This is a genomic window from Streptomyces sp. NPDC050164, from assembly GCF_044459945.1.
GTDB classification, from domain to species: domain Bacteria; phylum Actinomycetota; class Actinomycetes; order Streptomycetales; family Streptomycetaceae; genus Streptomyces; species Streptomyces coeruleorubidus_A.
The window spans coordinates 39,886-57,881 of record NZ_JBITJK010000031.1 but is presented as its reverse complement, the minus strand read 5'-3'; the positions used below and the strand labels follow the sequence as shown (position 1 = coordinate 57,881).

Sequence of the window (17,996 nt, the reverse complement as noted above, 5' to 3'; positions counted from 1 at the left end):
TGCAGTGCCCGTCAGGTCTTCCGGCGTGCCGTCATGGTCCGCTGGATCAGGATGAAGGCGCACAGCAGCACACCTGTGGCGATCTTCGTCCACCAGGAGCTGAGCGTGCCCTCGAACGTGATGACGCTCTTGATCAGGCCGAGCACCAGCACCCCGAAGAGCGTGCCCACCACGTAACCGGAACCGCCGGTCAGCAGGGTGCCGCCGATGACCACGGCGGCGATGGCGTCGAGTTCCATGCCGATGGCGTGCAGCGGGTCGCCCGACTGGATGTACAGCATGAACAGCAGACCCGCCAGGGCCGAGCAGAAGCCGCTCACCGTGTACACGGCGATCTTCGTGCCGCCCAGCGGAAGGCCCATGAGCAGAGCCGACTGCTCGTTGCCGCCGATGGCGTACACACGGCGTCCGAAGCGTGTGTAGTGGAGCACGTAGCAGGCGACACCGAGGACGACCAGGGCCACGAGGGCGCCGATCGACAGTTCCCCCAGGCCGAGCGACACCCGCGTCTGGGCCAGGGTGCCCACCGAGGCGTCGCTGATGGAGATCGATTCCTTGCTGATGACCAGACACAGTCCGCGGAAGAGGAAGAGCCCGGCGAGCGTGACGATGAACGGCTGGATCTCGAAGTTGTGGATCACATAGCCCATCAGGAAACCGCCGAAGGCGCCGACGGCCAGCGCGAGGGGGACGACCAGGAGCAGCGGCAGTCCCTGACGTTCCACCAGCCACGCCGTGAACATGGTGGTGAAGCCGATCACCGAGCCCACGGACAGGTCGATGCCGCCGGACATGATGACGAAGGTGGCACCGATGGCTGCGACCAGCAGATAGCCGTTGTCGATGAACAGGTTGAGGAACACCTGGGGTTCGCCGAACCCGTAGTTCTGGTACCGGCTGAGGCCACCGATGTACATGGCGATGAACAGGCCGGCCGTGACCAGGACGGGCAGACGCCTGTCGCCGAGCAGGCGCGCGCCACGGGAGGCGGTGCTGCCGCTCGGAGCCGCCTTGGGGGTCTGGGCGGTCGCGCTCATCGCGACACCTCCATCTTCGGGGCGGCGTCGGCCGCCGGAGCGGGCTCCACCGGGGCGGCGTCCAGGCGCGGGCCCTTGGGGCCCTTCGCGCCGAAGACCTTGGCCCGGAACTTCGGGGACTGCAGCAGGCAGACGACGATGACGACGGCGGCCTTGAAGACCAGGTTGGTCTGGGTCGGCACGCCGATGGTGTAGATCGTGGTGGTCAGGGTCTGGATGACGAGGGCGCCGACCACCGTGCCGCCGATGGAGAACCGGCCGCCGAGCAGCGAGGTGCCGCCGATGACGACAGCGAGGATCGCGTCGAGTTCGATCCACAGACCAGCGTTGTTGCCGTCCGCGGCCGAGGTGTTGGAGCTGATCATCAGGCCCGCGATGCCGGCGCACAGCGCGCAGAACATGTAGACCATGATCTTGATGCGCGTGGACCTGATGCCGACCAGGCGGCTGGCCTCGGCGTTGCCGCCGACCGACTCGACCAGCAGGCCGAGCGCCGTGCGGCGGGTCAGCGCCACGGTGACGGCCACCACGGCGGCCACCACGAAGACAGAGAAGGGCAGGGTCAGCCAGTAGCCGCCGCCGATCAGCTTGTACGGCTCGCTGTTGATGGTGATGATCTGGCCGTCGGTGACCAGCTGGGCGACACCTCGGCCCGCGACCATGATGATGAGGGTCGCGATGATGGGCTGGATTCCCATCCTGGCCACCAGGAAGCCGTTCCACAGACCGCAGACGACCGCGGCCACCAGCCCGATGCCCATCGCCAGGAACACCGCGGACAAGGTGTTCTGGTCGGCCTGGTCGCTGATGTACGAACAGGTCAGGGCGCCGGTGATGGCGACCACGGCACCGACGGAGAGATCGATGCCGCCGGTGGCGATGACCAGGGTCATGCCGACCGCGACCAGGATCAGCGGTGAGCCGAACAGCACGATGGAGACGAGGCTGCCGTAGAGGTGGCCGTCCGTCATCTTGATCGAGAAGAAGTCGGGTGTGAAGGGGACGTTGACGAGCAGCAGGGCGATCAGGACCGCGACCGGCCAGAACAGGTGGTGATGCGTCAGTGCTCGCCAGCGGGAGGTGGTGGTCACTGGTGTTCTCCGCTCGCGATGGTCTCGAGGATCTTGCTGGTGGTGATCTCCGGCCCGTTGGTCAGCCGTGCCACCAGCCGGCGGTCGCGCAGCACTCCGATGGTGTGGCTGAGCCGGAGCACCTCCTCCAGTTCGGCCGCGATGTACAGCACCGACATGCCGTCCTCGGAGAGGGACACCACCAGTTTCTGGATCTCCGCCTTGGCGCCGACGTCGATGCCGCGCGTCGGCTCGTCCAGGATCAGCAGCTGCGGCTGGGTGATCAGCCAGCGGGCGAGCAGCACCTTCTGCTGGTTGCCGCCGCTGAGACGGCCCACCCGGGCTTCCGGGTCGGCGGGGCGGATGTCCAGCGCCTTGATGTACTTGGCGACGAGTTCGTCGCGCTGGGAGGCCGGGATGGGCCGGGTCCAGCCGCGGGCCGCCTGGAGGGCGAGGATGATGTTCTCGCGCACCGTCAGATCGGGGACCAGCCCCTCGGCCTTGCGGTTCTCCGAGCAGAACGCCACCCCGGCGCCGATGGCGTCGTTCGGGGCGCTCATCGAGACCTGCTTGCCGCCGACGGTCACCTTGCCGCTGTCGGGCTGGTCGGCTCCGAACAGCAGCCGGGCGAGCTCGGTGCGGCCCGATCCCAGCAGGCCGGCGAGTCCGAGCACCTCCCCCTTCTTGATCTCCAGGTCGAAGGGGGCGATCCCCCCGGTGCGGCCGAGCCCCTCGGCCTTGACCAGCGTCTCGCCGACGTCGGAGTGCATCTGGTGCTCGTGCAGCTCCTCGAGCTGGTCCAGGGCCTTGCCGATCATCAACTCGATCAGTCCGACCTGGTCGAGGTCTCGGACCAGGTGCTCGCCGACCAGGGTGCCGTTGCGCAGGACGGTCATCCGGTCGCAGACCTCGTAGATCTGGTCGAGGAAGTGCGACACGAACAGGATCGCGACGCCCTCGTCCCTCAACTGCCGCATCAGACGGAAGAGTTCGAGGACCTCGTCGCGGTCGAGGCTGGAGGTCGGCTCGTCGAGGACCAGCACCTTGGTGCCGGATCCCGCGGCGTCACGGTCCCCGGTGCCCACCGACCGTACGATCGCGACCAGTTGCTGCACGGCCAGCGGGTACGAGGACAGCGGCGCGGCGACGTCGATGTCGAGTCCGAGCCGGTCGACCAGCTCCTCCGCCTCCTTGCGCATCCGCTTCCACTGGATGCGGCCGGCGCGGGTGGGTTCGCGTCCGATGAAGATGTTCTCCGCCACCGACAGGTTGGGGCAGAGGTTGACCTCCTGGTAGACCGTGCTGATGCCGGCCTGCTGCGCCTGCAACGGGCTGCCGAACCGTACGGACTCGCCGTCGAGGGTGATCGTGCCGCCGTCCAGGGAGTAGACCCCCGTCAGCACCTTGATCAGCGTGGACTTTCCGGCCCCGTTCTCGCCCATCAGGGCGTGGATCTCGCCCGGGAAGAGGCGGAAGTCGACGCCCGACAGAGCCTTTACCCCCGGGAACTCCTTGACTACGCCCGTCATCTCCAGGACGGGCCGCGGCTCTGCCATGGCAGCGCTCCTCATGAATGGGTCCAGGTCCGCAGGGAGCCTCCCGGCCGGGGAATGCCGGTCGGCCGGAGGCTCCCTGCCGGTGGGGACGGTCGGTCAGTACTTGCGGGTGGGGAGCGCGTCCTTGGCCTGGTCCTGCATGAAGTCGCTCTCCTTGGTCTTGATCCAGCGTTCGACCGTCTCGCCGTCCTTGACCTTCTTCACGACCTCCATCAGCTGAGGGCCGAGCAGCGGGTTGCACTCGACGATGGCGTTGATCTTGCCCTCGGACATGGCGACGAAGCCGTCCTTCACGCCGTCGATGGAGACGATGAGGATGTCCTTGCCGGGCTTCTTGCCGGCCGCCTCGATGGACTGGATGGCGCCGATGGCCATGTCGTCGTTGTGCGCGAAGAGCACGTTGATGTCCGGGTTGGACTGGAGGAAGGCCGCCATGACCTGCTTGCCTCCGGCACGGGTGAAGTCACCGGTCTGGCTGACGACGACCTTCCAGTCGTCCGCGTGGTCCGCGTCCATGACCTCCTTGAAGCCCTTGGCGCGCTCGATCGCGGGGGCGGCGCCGGTGGTGCCCTCCAGCTGGGCGATCTTCACGGCCCCCTTGTGACCGGCCTTCTCCAGGACCTTCTCCAGGATCTTTGCGGCGCGCCGGCCCTCGTCCGTGAAGTCGGAGCCCACCAGGGTCGCGTACAGGGAGTCGTCGGAGGTCTCGACGGAGCGGTCGGTGAGGACCACCGGGATCTTCGCGGCCTTGGCCTCCTTGAGCACCGCGTCCCAACCGGTGACGACCACCGGCGAGAAGGCGATGACGTCGACCTTCTGCGCGATGTAGTTGCGGATCGCGGAGATCTGGTTCTCCTGCTTCTGCTGGGCGTCGGAGAACTTGAGGGTGTAACCCGCCTCCTTCGCGGCCGACTTCACCGAGTCGCTGTTGGCGGTGCGCCAGCCGCTCTCCGAGCCGACCTGGGAGAAGCCGAGGGTGATCGCCTTGCTGCCGCTGCCGGCGGAGGCGGAAGAGCTGCCGTCCTCCTTGGCGCAGGCCGCGAGTCCGGTCGCAGCCGCCACACCGACCGCCGCGGTGAGGAAGTTCCTTCTGCTGAACATGCTTGATCTCCTTCGTTGAGCCGGCCCGGGGATTGGACTCGGGTTGCTGCGACTTCTGACGTTCCGTCGGAAACCGTGGAAGTGATGACGTCCTGAGGACCGACCAACGTTCGAAATATTGAACATGTGTGGCGCGTGCCGTCAGAGGTAGTCAGGGCGGGGTGAGGCCGGGAACGGCCGGATGCAGGGGGTGGGGAGCCGGCGATGTGCGCGGCGCCGGAGGAGCGGGATCAGGGAGGGGCGGCGAAGTGGTCGTGACGCCGGCGTCGCCCGGCCGACGCGGGCGATGAGTCCGGGCTCGGTGACGACCGGAGGTGTTCCGGCCGGGCCGCGCCCTCGTTCCACTCCTCGACGAACGCGGCGGCGTCGCAGGGAGTACGGGCGCTCACCTCGCCCGGCTTTCGAAACAAGAAGTGCCTGACTAACCGTTGGCCGCAACCTGCCAGGGAGGTGCTGCTGTGTGCCGGATGTGCCACGGGCGTACCTCCCTCAAGTGGTCAGTGATGCGGAGGTCATATGAGCGCCCACCGTCCCACCTGGTCAAGAGGTTGCGCGAGAAGCAGGCCATCACGTTTGGATAACGCGGGGCAGCGGGCGAGGCTGACGGCCTGCCGGTCGCCCGGCGCGAAAGCGCCTTCTTCGGCAGAGGTTGACGCTTGGCAGGCATGGCCATACCTTTCGATCGATGAACGAAGTATCGAACTCCGTGCGCCATCCCGGACGGCCGGTCCGCTAACGATCCTTCCTTGCACGCTGGTCCGGGTCGGAGCCGCGAAATGAGGGCACCGTTATGACGCCGACAGGTCCGGCAGCACCGCGGTCCGTGCGGCCCGTCCCTCCCTGCTGCCGCCCACGGGGGATCCCGAACGCCGGGCGCCTCACGCCCGGACCACGGCACGGCATGGCTCGGCACGGGGCGGCGCCCCTCATCGCACGGTGCGCACCCCAAAGGAGCTGGGCATCGTGCGCAGGCTGGGCCGCACACCCGGATTCAGCTCCGGACGCTGTCTCGCCAGCCGGGACCAGCGCATTCCTGGTGATCCGCCGCGCGAGCGGGCGCGGACGGACACGTCGACAGTCTCTGACGCCGGCTGCCCTCGCGAAACGGATTCAGCACACATGAGGCCGGGAAGCCCCATGAACACGTGGGAACCACGGAGCTGTGCTTCACCGGCATCGACGGGCTGCGGCTGACTTGCTTCGCCACCAACACGAAGCGTGGCCAGCTCGCCGATCTCGAACTGCGTCACCGCAGGCGGGCCCGCTGCGGTGACCGCAGCCGCGGCGCCCGCGGAAAGTGGAACCCGGCGCCCACCCGACGCGACAACCGGGCCGTCAACCTGCCCCAACCCCGAAAAGAACCTCGCAGACACAGAGTCCCCGTCAGCACAGCAACGAGGACTCATGAACGTTCTGCGTTTGACGATGGCCCCCCACGGGGCTGCACTGGATTCATGGATGCTGCGGCGACTCCGTCCTAAGGAGAGCAGCGATGACAACCATGGAAACGTTCAGCCTTCTGCAGCCGTACAAGATCGCCGAGGAGACGTTCGTCGTCCCGTGGGCCCTTGAGGCCCCGCCGGTCGGTCACTTTCCGATGAACTCGATGGTGATCCGGGGAGCCGAACCGGTCCTCGTGGATACCGGGGCGCCCGCAGTGCGCTCCCAGTGGCTGGAGGCAGCCTGGTCCGTCGTAGATCCCCTGGACGTACGGTGGATATTCCTCACCCACGACGACCGCGACCACGCCGGCAACCTCCTGGCGGTCCTCGCCGAATGCCCGAACGCGACCCTGCTGACGACATGGTTCTCCATCGGCCGTATGGCCGAGGAGTGGGAGACCCCCATCAACCGGTGCCGCTTCATGACCGACGGCGACACGATCGACGCGGGCGACCGCACCCTGGTCGCCAAACGACCGCCCCTGTACGACAACCCCACAACCCGCGCCCTCTTCGACCCGAAGACCAACGTCCTGTGGGCCGTCGACACCTTCGCCACGAACGTACCCACCCCGATGCCGGACGTAGCGGCGTTGTCCGCGGACGAGTTCCGCGACGGCCAATTCTTCGGTGGACGGCTGGTCTCTCCCTGGGTCGCGTTGCTGGACACCCAGAAGTTCCGGACGGTCGTGGACGACTTCCAACGCCTGAACGCCGAGGTCATCGCCGGCTGCCATTCCCCGGTCCTCCGCGGCCCCAAGATCTCCGAGGCCTACGACCTCCTCCGCCAGCTCCCCGAGATCCCCCCGTGGGCAGAGTTCACCCAGGCCGACCTGGACCAGTGGATGGCGGTCGCCGAGAGCTCGGTACCACCGGAACAACCGCGACCGTCGGGGACGTGACTGTGCCCGTGGTCCCAGGCCGTTTCCTTACACCGCCGCAAGTGAAAGGCGGAGGCTGGACACCGCCAGCGCATTGAGTCTGATGTCGAACTCCGTCAGTCCGTGCCGAGGCCGTCGAGTAGGCGGTTGAGGAAGCGGCTGAACGTCGCTTCGGGGGTCAGGGGGCGTGCGGGGGCGACGAGGGCCTCGGCGAGTTCTGGGTGGTGGCCGGCCGCGGCGACGTCCTGACCTTCACCGGCCCGCCGCTGGCCGAACCCGTGGACATCCTCGGTCCGGTCTCCGCGCGGCTGAGCGTCTCCACGGACACCGGGTACGCCGACGTCTTCAGCCGCCTGTGCGACGTGGACGCGCAGGGCCGTTCCACCAACGTCTGTGACGGGCTGGCTCGGCTGGAGACGGTGGGGCAGGCGCCCTCGGAGGTCACCGTGCGGATGAGCTCCACCGCCTACCGCTTCCCGGCCGGGCACCGGATGCGCTGGCAGATCAGTGCCGGTGCCCATCCGCGCTACGCCCGCAATCCAGGTACCGGCAAGTCCCCGGCGGACGCCGTCGACTTCACTCCGATACGCATCACGCTGCACACCGGCTCCGTGCTGATGCTTCCCCACGGGAACGTCTAACGGCGGCGGGTCCGCTGCGCGATCCATCCCGCCATCGCCCGCACCCCGATGCCGATGGACCGCTCGTCCGGGGCGAAGTCGGGGAAGTGGGGGTAGCTGGTGGTGACGGGGGCGCCGGGGGCGCGGACGCCGAGGAAGGTGTAGGTGCCGGGGATGCGGTCCAGGTAGAGGGCGTAGTCCTCGCCGCTGAAAGGCGGGAACGCGGAGTGGAGCGTGGCGACCGAGTCACGGCCCAGTCTGCGGCGCAGGTGGTGGGCGAGCGCGCGGGCGTCGGGTTCCGGGCAGACCAGGGCGGGGAACGGCTCGGCGGGGAAGCTCACCGCGGCTCCCCTGTATGACCTGGCCAGTCGGCGGATCTCCTCGCGTATCTCCGTGTACCGCTCCTGCGGCCAACAGCGGTAGGACACGCCCACCTTGGTCTCCTGGGCCGAGGCCCGGAGGGCGACGAAGCGGGCGAACGGACCGTCGGGCGTCTGGGCGTCGCTGACCATCCGCTCGATGTCCGCGGGCGTCTGCGGGGGCGTCACCGTGGCGAGCGCGCCGATCTCGGCGGCCAGTCGCCGTGCGGCGTCGGGTGCGGCGTCCGGGCCCTGGAGCGTCACCTCCGCCTTGTCCTGGCCCGGCATCCCGTACCCCCCGGTCACAGCGAACCGGCCGACGGGGAAAGGCCCGCAGTGCAGCGCGTGGATCTCCTCGACGCGGGCGCGCTCCAGCACGCCCGCCTCGATCATCGCGCGGGCTCCGGAGAGGCTTTCCTCGGCAGGCTGGAAGAGGAACACGACCGTGCCGCTCAGGTGCTGCCGCGGCCGCGCCAGGACCTTGGCGACGCCGAGGGCCACCGTCGTGTGGATGTCGTGCCCGCAGAAGTGGGCCGCGGCCTGGCCGCCTCCGACGATGTCCTTGGGCGGCACCGCGTCCATGTCCGCCCGGTACGCGACCGTCCGGCCCGGCCGCCCGCCGTGCAGGACGCCGACCACGCCGTGACCGCCGACCCCGGTGGTGACGGTCAGCCCGGCCGCTCGCAGCTCTCGGGCCACCACGCCCGCGGTACGGCGCTCCTCCCCGGCAGCTCGGGGTGCCGGTGGATGTCCCGCCTCAGCTCGACCAACCCGCCATCCAGGCGGGCCACTTCGGCGTCCACCGCCCCGATCCCCACGGGTCCCCCCCCTCGCGCATGCCGCCGCCTGCGGGTGGGGGCACCCCTCGCCTCCTCGTGCGGCTCCGGGTTCCTTATGATCCGGAAACCGTCCGAAAGATTCGAGTAGCGGAATCCTCAACTCCGGCCCAGACATCACCACTCCCCTCCCGACCTTCGGTCCACCCCAGCTCCAACACGCCGCCAACCCGCAGAAATACATCCCCACTCAGACATCCGGGCCAACGAATCTTTCGCAACAACTACCGAAACCATTGACAGTTGACAGGGCCAGGCCAACACTCCCGGGGACAGCACACCTCCGTCACGACCCCACACGGACAAGGAGGCAGCACCCCCATGACCCACTCATCAAGCCGCCTGCGGCTGCTCATCAGCGCCGCCTGCACGATGCTCCTGGTCGCGGTCGCCGGCATGGCCCTGCCGGGGACCGCCCACGCCGACACGGTCGTCAACAGGAACCAGACCGGGACGCACGACGGCTACTACTACTCGTTCTGGACCGACGCACCGGGCACGGTCTCCATGACCCTGTCCGCGGGCGGCAGTTACAGCACCTCATGGCGGAACACCGGCAACTTCGTCGCCGGCAAGGGCTGGAGCACCGGCGCCCGCCGCACCGTGAACTACTCCGGCACGTTCAACCCGTCCGGCAACGCCTACCTGACCCTCTACGGCTGGACGGCGAACCCGCTCGTCGAGTACTACATCGTCGACAACTGGGGCACGTACCGGCCCACGGGCACGTACAAGGGGACCGTCACCAGCGACGGCGGCACGTACGACATCTACAAGACGACGCGCTACAACGCCCCGTCCGTCGAGGGCATACGGACCTTCGACCAGTACTGGAGCGTCCGGCAGTCCAAGAGGACGGGCGGCACCATCACGGCCGGCAACCACTTCGACGCCTGGGCTCGGGCCGGCATGCCCATGGGCAGCTTCAAGTACTACATGATCATGGCGACCGAGGGCTACCAGAGCAGCGGCAGCTCCAGGATCACGGTGCGCTGACGATGGCAACCACACCACGGCCCTCGCTGCGCACCCTGCTCACGAGGGCCTTGGTGACGGCCTCAGCCGCCACCCTCACAGCCACCACCACGACAGCCGCCACCGCCACCCCGGCCCAGGCCGCCGCCTGCAACGGATACGTCGGACTCACCTTCGACGACGGCCCGTCCGGCAACACGACGGCACTGCTCAACACCCTCCGCCAGAACGGGCTACGGGCCACGATGTTCAACCAGGGCCAGCACGCCGCCGCCAACCCGTCACTGGTCCGGGCCCAGGTGACGGCCGGGATGTGGGTCGGGAACCACAGCTACACCCACCCGCACCTGACCCGGCTGAGCCAGGCACAGATCGACTCCGAGATCTCCCGGACCCAGCAGGCCATCGCCAACGCGTCAGGCGGCACACCGAAACTGTTCCGCCCGCCGTACGGCGAGACCAACGCGACGGTCAAGTCGGTCGCGGCCCGGCACGGCCTCACCGAGATCATCTGGCACGTCGACTCACAGGACTGGAACGGCGCGAGCACCGAAGCGATCGTCCAGGCCGCCGGCCGCCTCACCAACAGCCAGGTCATCCTCATGCACGACTGGTCGGCCAACGCCCGGGCAGCGATCCCCCGCATCGCCCAGGGGCTGTCGGCCCGGGGCCTGTGCGCGGGGATGATCTCCCCGCAGACGGGGCGTGCGGTGGCTCCCGGCTGACCGAACGGCGCGATGGCCGTCAGCGCCATCGCGCCCTGGGCACGGGTACTTGAGTACACGTGCTCATGACGGCCCCGTCCCACCCTCGCGACCATGGCCCTATGAAGAATCGGGGAATGCTTTCGGCCGGGGCCGCGCTCGTGCTCGGGGTGCCCGTCGCCGCTTGGGGGCTGATGGGGCAGCAGAACTACGACGGGCTGCCGGCGAGTGAGCTCGACTACGCCTATCGGCCGTGGGACATCGGGGACGGTGTGGCCGCCGGTGTCGGTGGGCTCGCGCTGGTGGTGGCGGGGGTCGGTGCCGCGGTGCTCGTGCGGGGTGCGCGGCGTGGCGGGATGGACCGGCGCTGGTGGGGGGTGCTCGGGCCACTGGTGGTCGTCGGGCTCATGGCCGGTGTGGGGTGGCGGATCCTGACCGCGGGGGTCGTCGGGGCCAACATCGGTGCCGGGCTGCTGATCATCTTCGGTACGCCGGTCGCGGCCGGGCTGGTTCTGTGGGCCCTGGGGCGGGGCGTGTGGCTGGCGACGCGGCGGCACGGGAGCGGCGGCGGGAGCGACGGCCGGCGCCTGGGCGGTTTCGCCTCCGGCGGGGTGTGACGGGCGGCGGCTGGCTTCAGCGTGGCCGAAACCCCACGGTGGCCCGGTGACGGGGTGGGGCGACATCCGTATCCGAGCAGGGAGTTCACCTAGGTTGGTGGACCGGTCCCCCTTCCCCGCCCTCAGGAGGCCCTGCCGTGCTCGACGACAGCCTGCGTGCCCGTATCGACACGTCCAAGCCGCACTCGGCCCGCTTCTGGAACTACTTCGTCGGCGGCAAGGACAACTACGAGGTCGACCGCGAGATCGGCGACCAGATCAAGTCGATCTTCCCGGGCCTGGTCGACGTGGCGGTCACGAGCCGTCGGTTCCTGGGACGGGCCGTGCGGTATCTGGCCGTCGAGCAGGGTGTGCGGCAGTTCCTGGACATCGGCACCGGGCTGCCGACCGCCGACAACACGCACGAGGTCGCCCAGCGCGTGGCACCGGACTCCCGGATCGTGTACGTCGACAACGACCCCATCGTGCTGGCCCATGCGAGCGCCCTGCTCACCAGCACGCCCGGGGGCAGGACCGCCTATCTGGACGCCGACCTGTACGACCCGGAGGCGGTCCTGGAGGCCGCCGCGGGCACGCTCGACCTGTCCCGGCCGGTCGGCCTGATGATCCTCAACACGCTGGGGCACGTCGCCGACTACGAGCAGGCGCGTGAGCTGGTGCGGCGCCTGATGGCGGGGTTGCCGGCCGGCAGCCACCTGGTGATCAGCGACAGCACCGCGACGAGTGAGGGCATGATCGCCGCGTCGGAGGCATACAACGCGAGTGGGGCCGTGCCGTATCACGTCCGTGAGGTTGCCGAGATCGCCGGGTTCTTCGACGGGCTGGAGTTGGTGGAGCCGGGAGTCGTGCGGGTGCCCGAGTGGCGGCCGGAGCCTTCCGAGGGGCCGGCCGGTGAGGATGCCGCTGGTGTGGACGCGTACTGCGGCGTGGGCCGCAAGCCGAGGGAAGTCCCCGCGCGATAATCAGGACATGTCCGCACCGCCCCCCGTCCCCGAGCCGGTCCGGCGGCTCATCGGTGATCTGCTCGCGGTGGGTGAGCCCTACTCCCTCGTCCTCGCCGGCGGGTACGCGGTGCTGGCGCACGGGCTGGTGCAGCGGGACGGGCGGGACGTGGACGTCGCCACCGAGCACCCGGCCGGTATGGACGGCATCGCCGACACCGTACGGACGGGGCTGGTGGCGCGCGGCTGGCTCGTGCAGACGCTCGAGAGCGATCCGCTGTCCGCCCAGTTCCTCGTCACCGACGCGGCGACCGGTGCGGAGTACGAGACCGGCATCCGCAAGGAGGTGCTGTGGCGCCCGCCCGTGGCGACCGGGCTCGGGCCGGCCCTCTCCCTCGACGACCTCGTCGGCACCCGCGTGCGGGACCTGGCCGACCGGGGACTGGCCCGCGACCTGGTCGACGTACACGCCGCCTCGGCCCGCTGGAGCCACCCCGAACTGGAGGAACTCGGCCGCCGTCACGCCCCCGAACCCTTCGATCTCACCGACCTCCAGGCCCGGCTGACCGGCACGGACTGGCTCGACGACAGCGCGTTCACCGCCCACGGCCTCGACGCCGTCGCTGTCGCCGGACTCCGCCGCTGGGCCCAGGAGTGGGCCGACGACATCGCGGAACGGCTCATCGAGGGCGAGGCCCCGGACGAGAGTGTCCCGGACGAGGAGTGACCCGCACGGGGACTGACCGGTCGGTACCTGACCGGAGGGGAAAGGGGAGACCTTCCCTCGGAAGCTCACCGTCCCGGCACCGGTGCCGTCGCCCGCCGCTCCCGCCTCCCCGCCGCCATCAGCGCCAGCGTCACCCCGGCCGACACCGTCGCCATCGCCGTCATCGCCCCGGCCGGGGAGGTCAGTTGGGCCACCGAACCCGCGAGCGCCGCCGCCACCCCCTGCATCGTGAGCATCCCCGCCGAGTGCAGTCCCAGGGCGTGCCCCGTGAGGGCGTCGGGCGTCAGGGCCACCAGGCGCTCCTGCTGGACTAGGCTCGCGCCGAAGCCGACCGAGGCCAGCGTGACCGCGGCCGCCGCGAGCGGCAGCGGCGGGTGGAGCAGGAAGGGCACGTACGGGGCGGCCAGGAGCAGCAGGAGCGGGAAGCCCAGGCGGGGGCGCAGCCGCGGTGGGACCAGGCGGCCCACCAGCACGTCCCCGGCCAGCATGCCCAGCGCGGCGCAGGCGAACAGGGTGCCGGCCCGGTCGGGGGCGTAGGAGACGTAGAGGGACTCGCAGCCCACGACCAGGCCGTTGGGGATCCAGAGGGCCAGATAGACCTGGCGGCGGGGTGCGGACGACCAGAGCAGGGCGTTGGCGCGCCACGTCGCCGACACCGAGGGGCGGCCGGTCGTACGGGGTGGACGGCCGGTCAGGCCGAGGCGGACGACCGCGGCCGACAGCAGGTAGAGGGCGGCGGCCACCAGCAGGCAGACCCGTGGGGACAGCAGGGCCACGAGGGCGCCGCCGGTCGCGTATCCGGCGACCTGCATGAGGCCGCTCATCATGTTGAAGACCGAGCGGCCCAGCAGATAGCCGTCCCTGGAGAGGATCTCGTTCAGCAGGCCCCAGCGCACTCCCCCGCCCACCGACTCCACCAGCCCCTTGGCCAGGACGATCACGAAGAGCGCCCAGATCGGCAGGCCGGGCAGGGCCAGGGCCGCCGTGGCCGCCGCGAAGAGCAGGGGCAGGGCCGTCAGGGCCGCGCGCGGGGGCAGCCGGTCGGCCGCCGAGAGCAGGAACACCGCGCCCACCACCTGCACCAGCGACGAACCGAACATGCTCACCGCGGACAGCAGCGGCGACTCGGTCGCCCGGTACACCAGGGTGCCCAGCGCCAGTTCGCCCATCGTCTGAGCGACCGTCTGCGCCGACGCGGCCAGGAAGAACGGGGTGAACTCGGGCGTGCGGAACAGTTCGCGGTAACTGCGCATGCGGGGAGTCTCCGGCCGGCCCGTAGGGCGTGGTTATTGTTTCGCGCGGACGCGAAACGTCGTGACCGGGGGGCGGTTCATGGGCTGGTGGCAGGTCAACGCCGACACCCTCGCGGGGAGCCGGTTCGTCCTCTCCCCGCTCGCCGAGACCTTCGCGAGTCTGCGGCTGCTGCACACCGGTGTGGCCGCGCACCCCGGCGAACGGCGCTGGCTCGACAGCCACCTTCCCGCCTACCGGCGGCGGCTGGCGGACGATCCGGTCACCGCGCTGCTCGTCCGCTCCGGGCTCGGGCAGGAGTGGATCGCCGACTTCCTCACGCCCACCCCGCGTGCCGGGGAGACCTTCGCGGACGAGGTCGCACGGGTCCGGGAGGCCTCCCCCGAGGCCGCCCGCGCCCATCTCACCCTCTCCCTGCCCGGTCCGCTCCCGCCCCGCCTGGATCGCGACGACCTGCCCGAGCGCGCCGCCGGCCTCCTGACGCACGTCTGGGAGGAGGCCGTACGCCCGTACTGGCCCCGTCGCCGGCGCGTGCTCGAAGCCGATGTCGCCGCCCGGACCGCGCAGGTGGGCCGGGGCGGCTGGGCGGCCGCGCTGGACTCGCTGCGGCCGGGCACGCGGTGGCTGGGCGAGAACCGGTTGCAGGTCAACGCGCACGAGTATCCGCCGCGGGAGATCTCCGGCGCGGAGCTGGTGTTCGTGCCGGTCACCCCGCAGCGCGTCGGCTGGGTGTCGTGGGAGGGCACCGACCGGTACGCGCTCGTCTACCCGTGCGCGGGCGTTCTCGCCGACACCGGCGGCAGGCCGGTACCCGCGAGCCTCGCCGCCCTGCTCGGCACCACCCGGGCCCGTGTCCTCGTCCTGCTGGACAGTCCTCTGAGCACGAGTCAGCTGGTCGCCGTGACCGGCCAGGGCCTCGGCTCGGTCGGGCGGCATCTGCGGGTCCTGCTGGACGCGGGCCTGGTGGAACGGGGGCGGGCGGGCCGGTCGGTGCTGTACGCGCGGACGGCCGCGGGGCAGGTGCTCGTGGAGGCCGGAACCGGCCCGACACCCGCCGGAGCTAGCATCCGCCCATGACGACTAGCAACGCTTCTTCTCCCCTCGACGTCGAGATCGGTGCCCTCCAGGGCGGTTCCGCCGACCTGGCCCAGTACGCGGGCAAGGCGGTCCTCGTGGTGAACGTGGCCTCCAAGTGCGGCCTGACCCCGCAGTACAACGGGCTGGAGAAGCTCCACGAGCGATACGCCGAGCGCGGCTTCACCGTCCTCGGCGTGCCCTGCAACCAGTTCCTCGGGCAGGAGCCCGGCAGCGCCGAGGAGATCGCCGAGTTCTGCTCGGCGACCTACGGCGTGACCTTCCCGATGACCGAGAAGGTCGAGGTCAACGGCGAGCACCGGCACCCGCTGTACGACCGCCTGACCGGCTTCGCCGACGCCGAGGGGCACAGCGGGGACATCCGCTGGAACTTCGAGAAGTTCCTCATCGGCCGGGACGGCCGGGTCGTCGCCCGCTTCTCCCCGCAGACCGAGCCCGAGTCGGCGGAGGTCGTGGCGGCGATCGAGGGTCAGCTGGCTGCTTGACCTTGCCCTTGGGGCAGGGCCGAGCGTCCTCGTCACCGGGCGGAAGAGGCCGCCCGGTGACGGAGGATGACGGCATGGACGACGACCTGCTCACCATCGGGACGTTCGCCGCCCGGGCCCGGCTGTCGGCCAAGGCCCTACGGCTGTACGACCGTCTCGGCCTACTCGCCCCGGCGCACGTCGACGAGTCCAGCGGCTACCGCTACTACCGCGCCGGCCAGGTCGAACGGGCCCGGCTGGTGGCCATGCTGCGGCAGCTGGACATGCCGCTCGCCCGGGTCGCCGAGGTGGTCGCCGCGGACGGGCCGGAGGCCGCCGACCGGCTCGCCGCCTACTGGGCGGACGTCGAGGCACGCGTGGCCGGGCAGCGCACGCTCGTCGAGTACCTCCGTGGACGACTGTCGGGGAGGAGCTCCGAGATGTACGGAAAGTTCGTGGTCGAGACGGTGGAGGTGCCCGAGCAGGTGGTGATCAGCGAGATGCGGCACGTACTGGCGGGCGAGTTGCCCGTGTGGATCGGGGCGTCGCTGGGCCGGCTGGAGTCGGCGGCGCGGGAGTGCGGCGGTATCACGGCGGCGCCGTTCGTCGTCTACCACTCCGAGGTGTCGATGGAGAGCGACGGGCCGGCCGAGTCCTGCGTGCCCGTGGCCGACGCGGCGGCGGCCCGGGCGTGGGTCGACAAGCACGGCCGGACAGAGGGGACGAAGGTACGGGTGGAACCCGTCCGGCGGTTGGCCTACACCCGGATCACCAAGGCCCAGGTGGCCCATCCGCAGATCATGGCGGCCTTCGAGGCGGTGGAGGAGTGGATCGCCCGGGAGGGCCTGGAGCAGGCGGGCCCGTGCCGGGAGGTGTACTTCGCGGACTGGGACGCGGCGGGGGCCGAGGATCCGGTGTGTGACGTGGCGTTCCCGGTGAGCTGATCTCCCCTTCGGGTCCCGCGGGGCACAAGCGGAGCCCTCTCGGCAAGGACGGCGAGGCTGGTCGAGAGGGCTCTGTAGGTGGTGCTTGTGCTGTTGTCGAGCGGTGGCTCAGGCCTTGACCGAGGCCACGAAGGCGCTCCACGCGTCGGCGGGAAACGCCAGCTTGGGGCCCTCGGGGACCTTGGTGTCCCCGAGTTCCAGGGCCTCTTCGAGGGTCGACCTGACCATCACACAGGCGCCGTTGTTGTTGGTGTAGGAGGACGTCGTCCACGTTTCCGTGGCGCCCAGACGAATTGCCATGTTCGCTCCGTAGCCAGTTGCGTTTACGCCAACCCGTGCTGGTGGTTGGCGTGATCGACGCTACTCGCCAACATCCTCGTTCGGAGCAGCCATTCACTCGACTGGATGGCATATTCCAGGGGAGTCTTCAGTCAGGCGTGTCAGGGGTGTAGCATCCCGCGCTTTGCCGGACGGAAGGTCTCACGCCACGGAAGGGCGACGGACGGTCAGCGCGCGTAATCCTTCGCCAGGCGCTCGATGAGCTGCCGCGACTGATCCACGTTCAGCGACTGCGCGCGCAGGTGCTCGTACATCACCGTGTACTTCTGCACGTCGAGCGGCTTCTCCAGGTACAGGTCGCTGGTCACGCCCTCGATGTACACCACGCTGGAGTCGGCCGCGTCGGCGAACTCCAGGATCGAGTACTGGCCGTTGATGCCGGCGTGCGCGCCCACCTCGAACGGCAGCACCTGCACGGTGATGTGGGGCAGCTGCGACATCTCGATCAGATGCTCCAGCTGCTCGCGCATCACTTCCTTGCTCCCCACGACCCGGTGCAGGGACGCCTCGTCCAGGACCACCCACAGCCGCAGCGGGTCCGTCTCGGCGGCGATACGGCCCTGCCGGCGCAGCCGGACCTCGACGCGCTTGTCGTTGTCCGCCTCCGAGGCCTCGGGCGAGCCGCCCCGGATGATGGCCTCGGCGTACGCACGCGTCTGCAACAGGCCGGTGATGATCTGGGGTTCGTAGACCCTGAGCGACTCGGCGTCCGTCTCCAGGCCGATGTAGACGCTGTACGGGATGTCCCCGAAGGCGTGCCACCAGCCCTGCTGCCGGGAGTCCTTGGCCATCTGCATGAGCGAGTCGACGATCCGCTGGTCCTCGACCTCGTAGACCCCGCACAGGTCGCGTACGTCGCGCTGGCTGATGCTGCGCCGGCCGTTCTCCAGCCGGCTGATCTTCGACTGGGACACCAGCAGCCGCTCGGCGACCTCTTCGGCCGTCATGCCCTTGAGCTCACGGAGCCGGCGCAGCTCCTGGCCCAGCCGGCGCCGCCTGACGGTGGGATTGACATTGGACGCCACGGGACGTGCACC

17 protein-coding genes and 3 pseudogenes are annotated in these 17,996 nt (G+C 69.9%); 11 read left to right on the top strand and 9 right to left on the bottom strand.

The features are described from left to right. Window positions 1-11: 11 nt before the first annotated feature. From yjfF to ACIBNA_RS31975, 4 genes are all read right to left on the bottom strand, one after another. Window positions 12-1,037 (bottom strand): galactofuranose ABC transporter, permease protein YjfF, encoded by a 1,026-nt coding sequence (yjfF, locus tag ACIBNA_RS31990; protein ID WP_399168668.1) that lies wholly within the window; start codon window positions 1,035-1,037, stop codon window positions 12-14. Continuing rightward, on the bottom strand, window positions 1,034-2,128 hold the full coding sequence (locus tag ACIBNA_RS31985) for an ABC transporter permease (protein ID WP_399168667.1): 1,095 nt from the start codon (window positions 2,126-2,128) through the stop codon (window positions 1,034-1,036). The genes yjfF and ACIBNA_RS31985 overlap by 4 nt, the downstream gene beginning before the upstream one ends. Then, window positions 2,125-3,663 (bottom strand): sugar ABC transporter ATP-binding protein, encoded by a 1,539-nt coding sequence (locus ACIBNA_RS31980; RefSeq protein WP_399168666.1) that lies wholly within the window; start codon window positions 3,661-3,663, stop codon window positions 2,125-2,127. The genes ACIBNA_RS31985 and ACIBNA_RS31980 overlap by 4 nt, the downstream gene beginning before the upstream one ends. 96 nt (window positions 3,664-3,759) lie before the next feature. Then, window positions 3,760-4,764 carry an ABC transporter substrate-binding protein gene (locus ACIBNA_RS31975; protein WP_399168665.1) on the bottom strand — a complete coding sequence of 335 codons (1,005 nt, stop codon included), beginning with the start codon at window positions 4,762-4,764 and terminating at the stop codon, window positions 3,760-3,762. A gap of 1,130 nt (window positions 4,765-5,894) precedes the next feature. On the opposite strand from ACIBNA_RS31975, the pseudogene ACIBNA_RS31970 reads away from it, so the two are divergent. Further along, window positions 5,895-6,056: pseudogene (locus ACIBNA_RS31970) on the top strand (IS1380 family transposase); the annotation flags it as partial. Between the two features lie 200 nt (window positions 6,057-6,256). Continuing rightward, a complete protein-coding gene (locus tag ACIBNA_RS31965; RefSeq protein ID WP_399168664.1) occupies window positions 6,257-7,108 on the top strand; it encodes an MBL fold metallo-hydrolase in 852 nt (283 codons plus the stop codon). Window positions 7,109-7,203: 95 nt separating this feature from the next. Here ACIBNA_RS31965 and ACIBNA_RS31960 read toward each other — a convergent pair. Further along, a pseudogene (locus ACIBNA_RS31960) lies at window positions 7,204-7,329 on the bottom strand (TetR/AcrR family transcriptional regulator); the annotation flags it as partial. On the opposite strand from ACIBNA_RS31960, the pseudogene ACIBNA_RS31955 reads away from it, so the two are divergent. Further along, a pseudogene (locus ACIBNA_RS31955) lies at window positions 7,321-7,728 on the top strand (CocE/NonD family hydrolase); the annotation flags it as partial. The pseudogenes ACIBNA_RS31960 and ACIBNA_RS31955 sit on opposite strands and share 9 nt — an antisense overlap. Here the strand turns inward: ACIBNA_RS31955 and ACIBNA_RS31950 are convergent. After that, the gene (locus ACIBNA_RS31950; RefSeq protein WP_399168663.1) at window positions 7,725-8,765 is read right to left on the bottom strand and encodes a M20 family metallopeptidase; all 1,041 of its coding nucleotides are present in this window, start codon (window positions 8,763-8,765) and stop codon (window positions 7,725-7,727) included. The pseudogene ACIBNA_RS31955 and the gene ACIBNA_RS31950 overlap by 4 nt on opposite strands. A gap of 458 nt (window positions 8,766-9,223) precedes the next feature. Between ACIBNA_RS31950 and ACIBNA_RS31945 the strand changes: the two genes are divergently transcribed. From ACIBNA_RS31945 to ACIBNA_RS31925, 5 genes are all read left to right on the top strand, one after another. Next, on the top strand, window positions 9,224-9,898 hold the full coding sequence (locus tag ACIBNA_RS31945; protein WP_399168662.1) for a glycoside hydrolase family 11 protein: 675 nt from the start codon (window positions 9,224-9,226) through the stop codon (window positions 9,896-9,898). 2 nt (window positions 9,899-9,900) lie between these two features. Next, entirely contained in the window at window positions 9,901-10,602 is a 702-nt protein-coding gene (locus ACIBNA_RS31940) for a polysaccharide deacetylase family protein (RefSeq protein ID WP_399168661.1), read from the top strand. 101 nt (window positions 10,603-10,703) lie between these two features. After that, on the top strand, window positions 10,704-11,198 hold the full coding sequence (locus tag ACIBNA_RS31935; protein WP_399168660.1) for a hypothetical protein: 495 nt from the start codon (window positions 10,704-10,706) through the stop codon (window positions 11,196-11,198). A gap of 137 nt (window positions 11,199-11,335) precedes the next feature. Beyond that, entirely contained in the window at window positions 11,336-12,160 is an 825-nt protein-coding gene (locus tag ACIBNA_RS31930; protein WP_399168659.1) for an SAM-dependent methyltransferase, read from the top strand. A 7-nt stretch (window positions 12,161-12,167) separates the two neighbouring features. Further along, window positions 12,168-12,866, top strand: coding sequence for a hypothetical protein (locus ACIBNA_RS31925; protein ID WP_399168658.1), 699 nt, complete (start codon window positions 12,168-12,170; stop codon window positions 12,864-12,866). 65 nt (window positions 12,867-12,931) lie between these two features. Here ACIBNA_RS31925 and ACIBNA_RS31920 read toward each other — a convergent pair whose 3' ends face one another. Further along, window positions 12,932-14,119 carry an MFS transporter gene (locus ACIBNA_RS31920; protein WP_399168657.1) on the bottom strand — a complete coding sequence of 396 codons (1,188 nt, stop codon included), beginning with the start codon at window positions 14,117-14,119 and terminating at the stop codon, window positions 12,932-12,934. Between the two features lie 79 nt (window positions 14,120-14,198). On the opposite strand from ACIBNA_RS31920, the gene ACIBNA_RS31915 reads away from it, so the two are divergent. The 3 genes from ACIBNA_RS31915 to ACIBNA_RS31905 all read left to right on the top strand — a co-directional run bounded on the left by ACIBNA_RS31915 (window position 14,199) and on the right by ACIBNA_RS31905 (window position 16,620). After that, window positions 14,199-15,194, top strand: coding sequence for an ArsR family transcriptional regulator (locus ACIBNA_RS31915; RefSeq protein WP_399168716.1), 996 nt, complete (start codon window positions 14,199-14,201; stop codon window positions 15,192-15,194). After that, window positions 15,191-15,697 (top strand): glutathione peroxidase, encoded by a 507-nt coding sequence (locus ACIBNA_RS31910; RefSeq protein WP_399168656.1) that lies wholly within the window; start codon window positions 15,191-15,193, stop codon window positions 15,695-15,697. The genes ACIBNA_RS31915 and ACIBNA_RS31910 overlap by 4 nt, the downstream gene beginning before the upstream one ends. Before the next feature lie 74 nt (window positions 15,698-15,771). Continuing rightward, the gene (locus ACIBNA_RS31905) at window positions 15,772-16,620 is read left to right on the top strand and encodes a MerR family transcriptional regulator (protein ID WP_399168715.1); all 849 of its coding nucleotides are present in this window, start codon (window positions 15,772-15,774) and stop codon (window positions 16,618-16,620) included. Between the two features lie 108 nt (window positions 16,621-16,728). Here ACIBNA_RS31905 and ACIBNA_RS31900 read toward each other — a convergent pair whose 3' ends face one another. Together ACIBNA_RS31900 and ACIBNA_RS31895 are read right to left on the bottom strand one after the other, a co-directional pair. Further along, a complete protein-coding gene (locus ACIBNA_RS31900) occupies window positions 16,729-16,920 on the bottom strand; it encodes a DUF397 domain-containing protein (protein WP_399168655.1) in 192 nt (63 codons plus the stop codon). A 206-nt stretch (window positions 16,921-17,126) separates the two neighbouring features. Beyond that, window positions 17,127-17,984 (bottom strand): helix-turn-helix domain-containing protein, encoded by an 858-nt coding sequence (locus tag ACIBNA_RS31895; protein ID WP_399168654.1) that lies wholly within the window; start codon window positions 17,982-17,984, stop codon window positions 17,127-17,129. Between the last annotated feature and the right edge of the window lie 12 nt (window positions 17,985-17,996).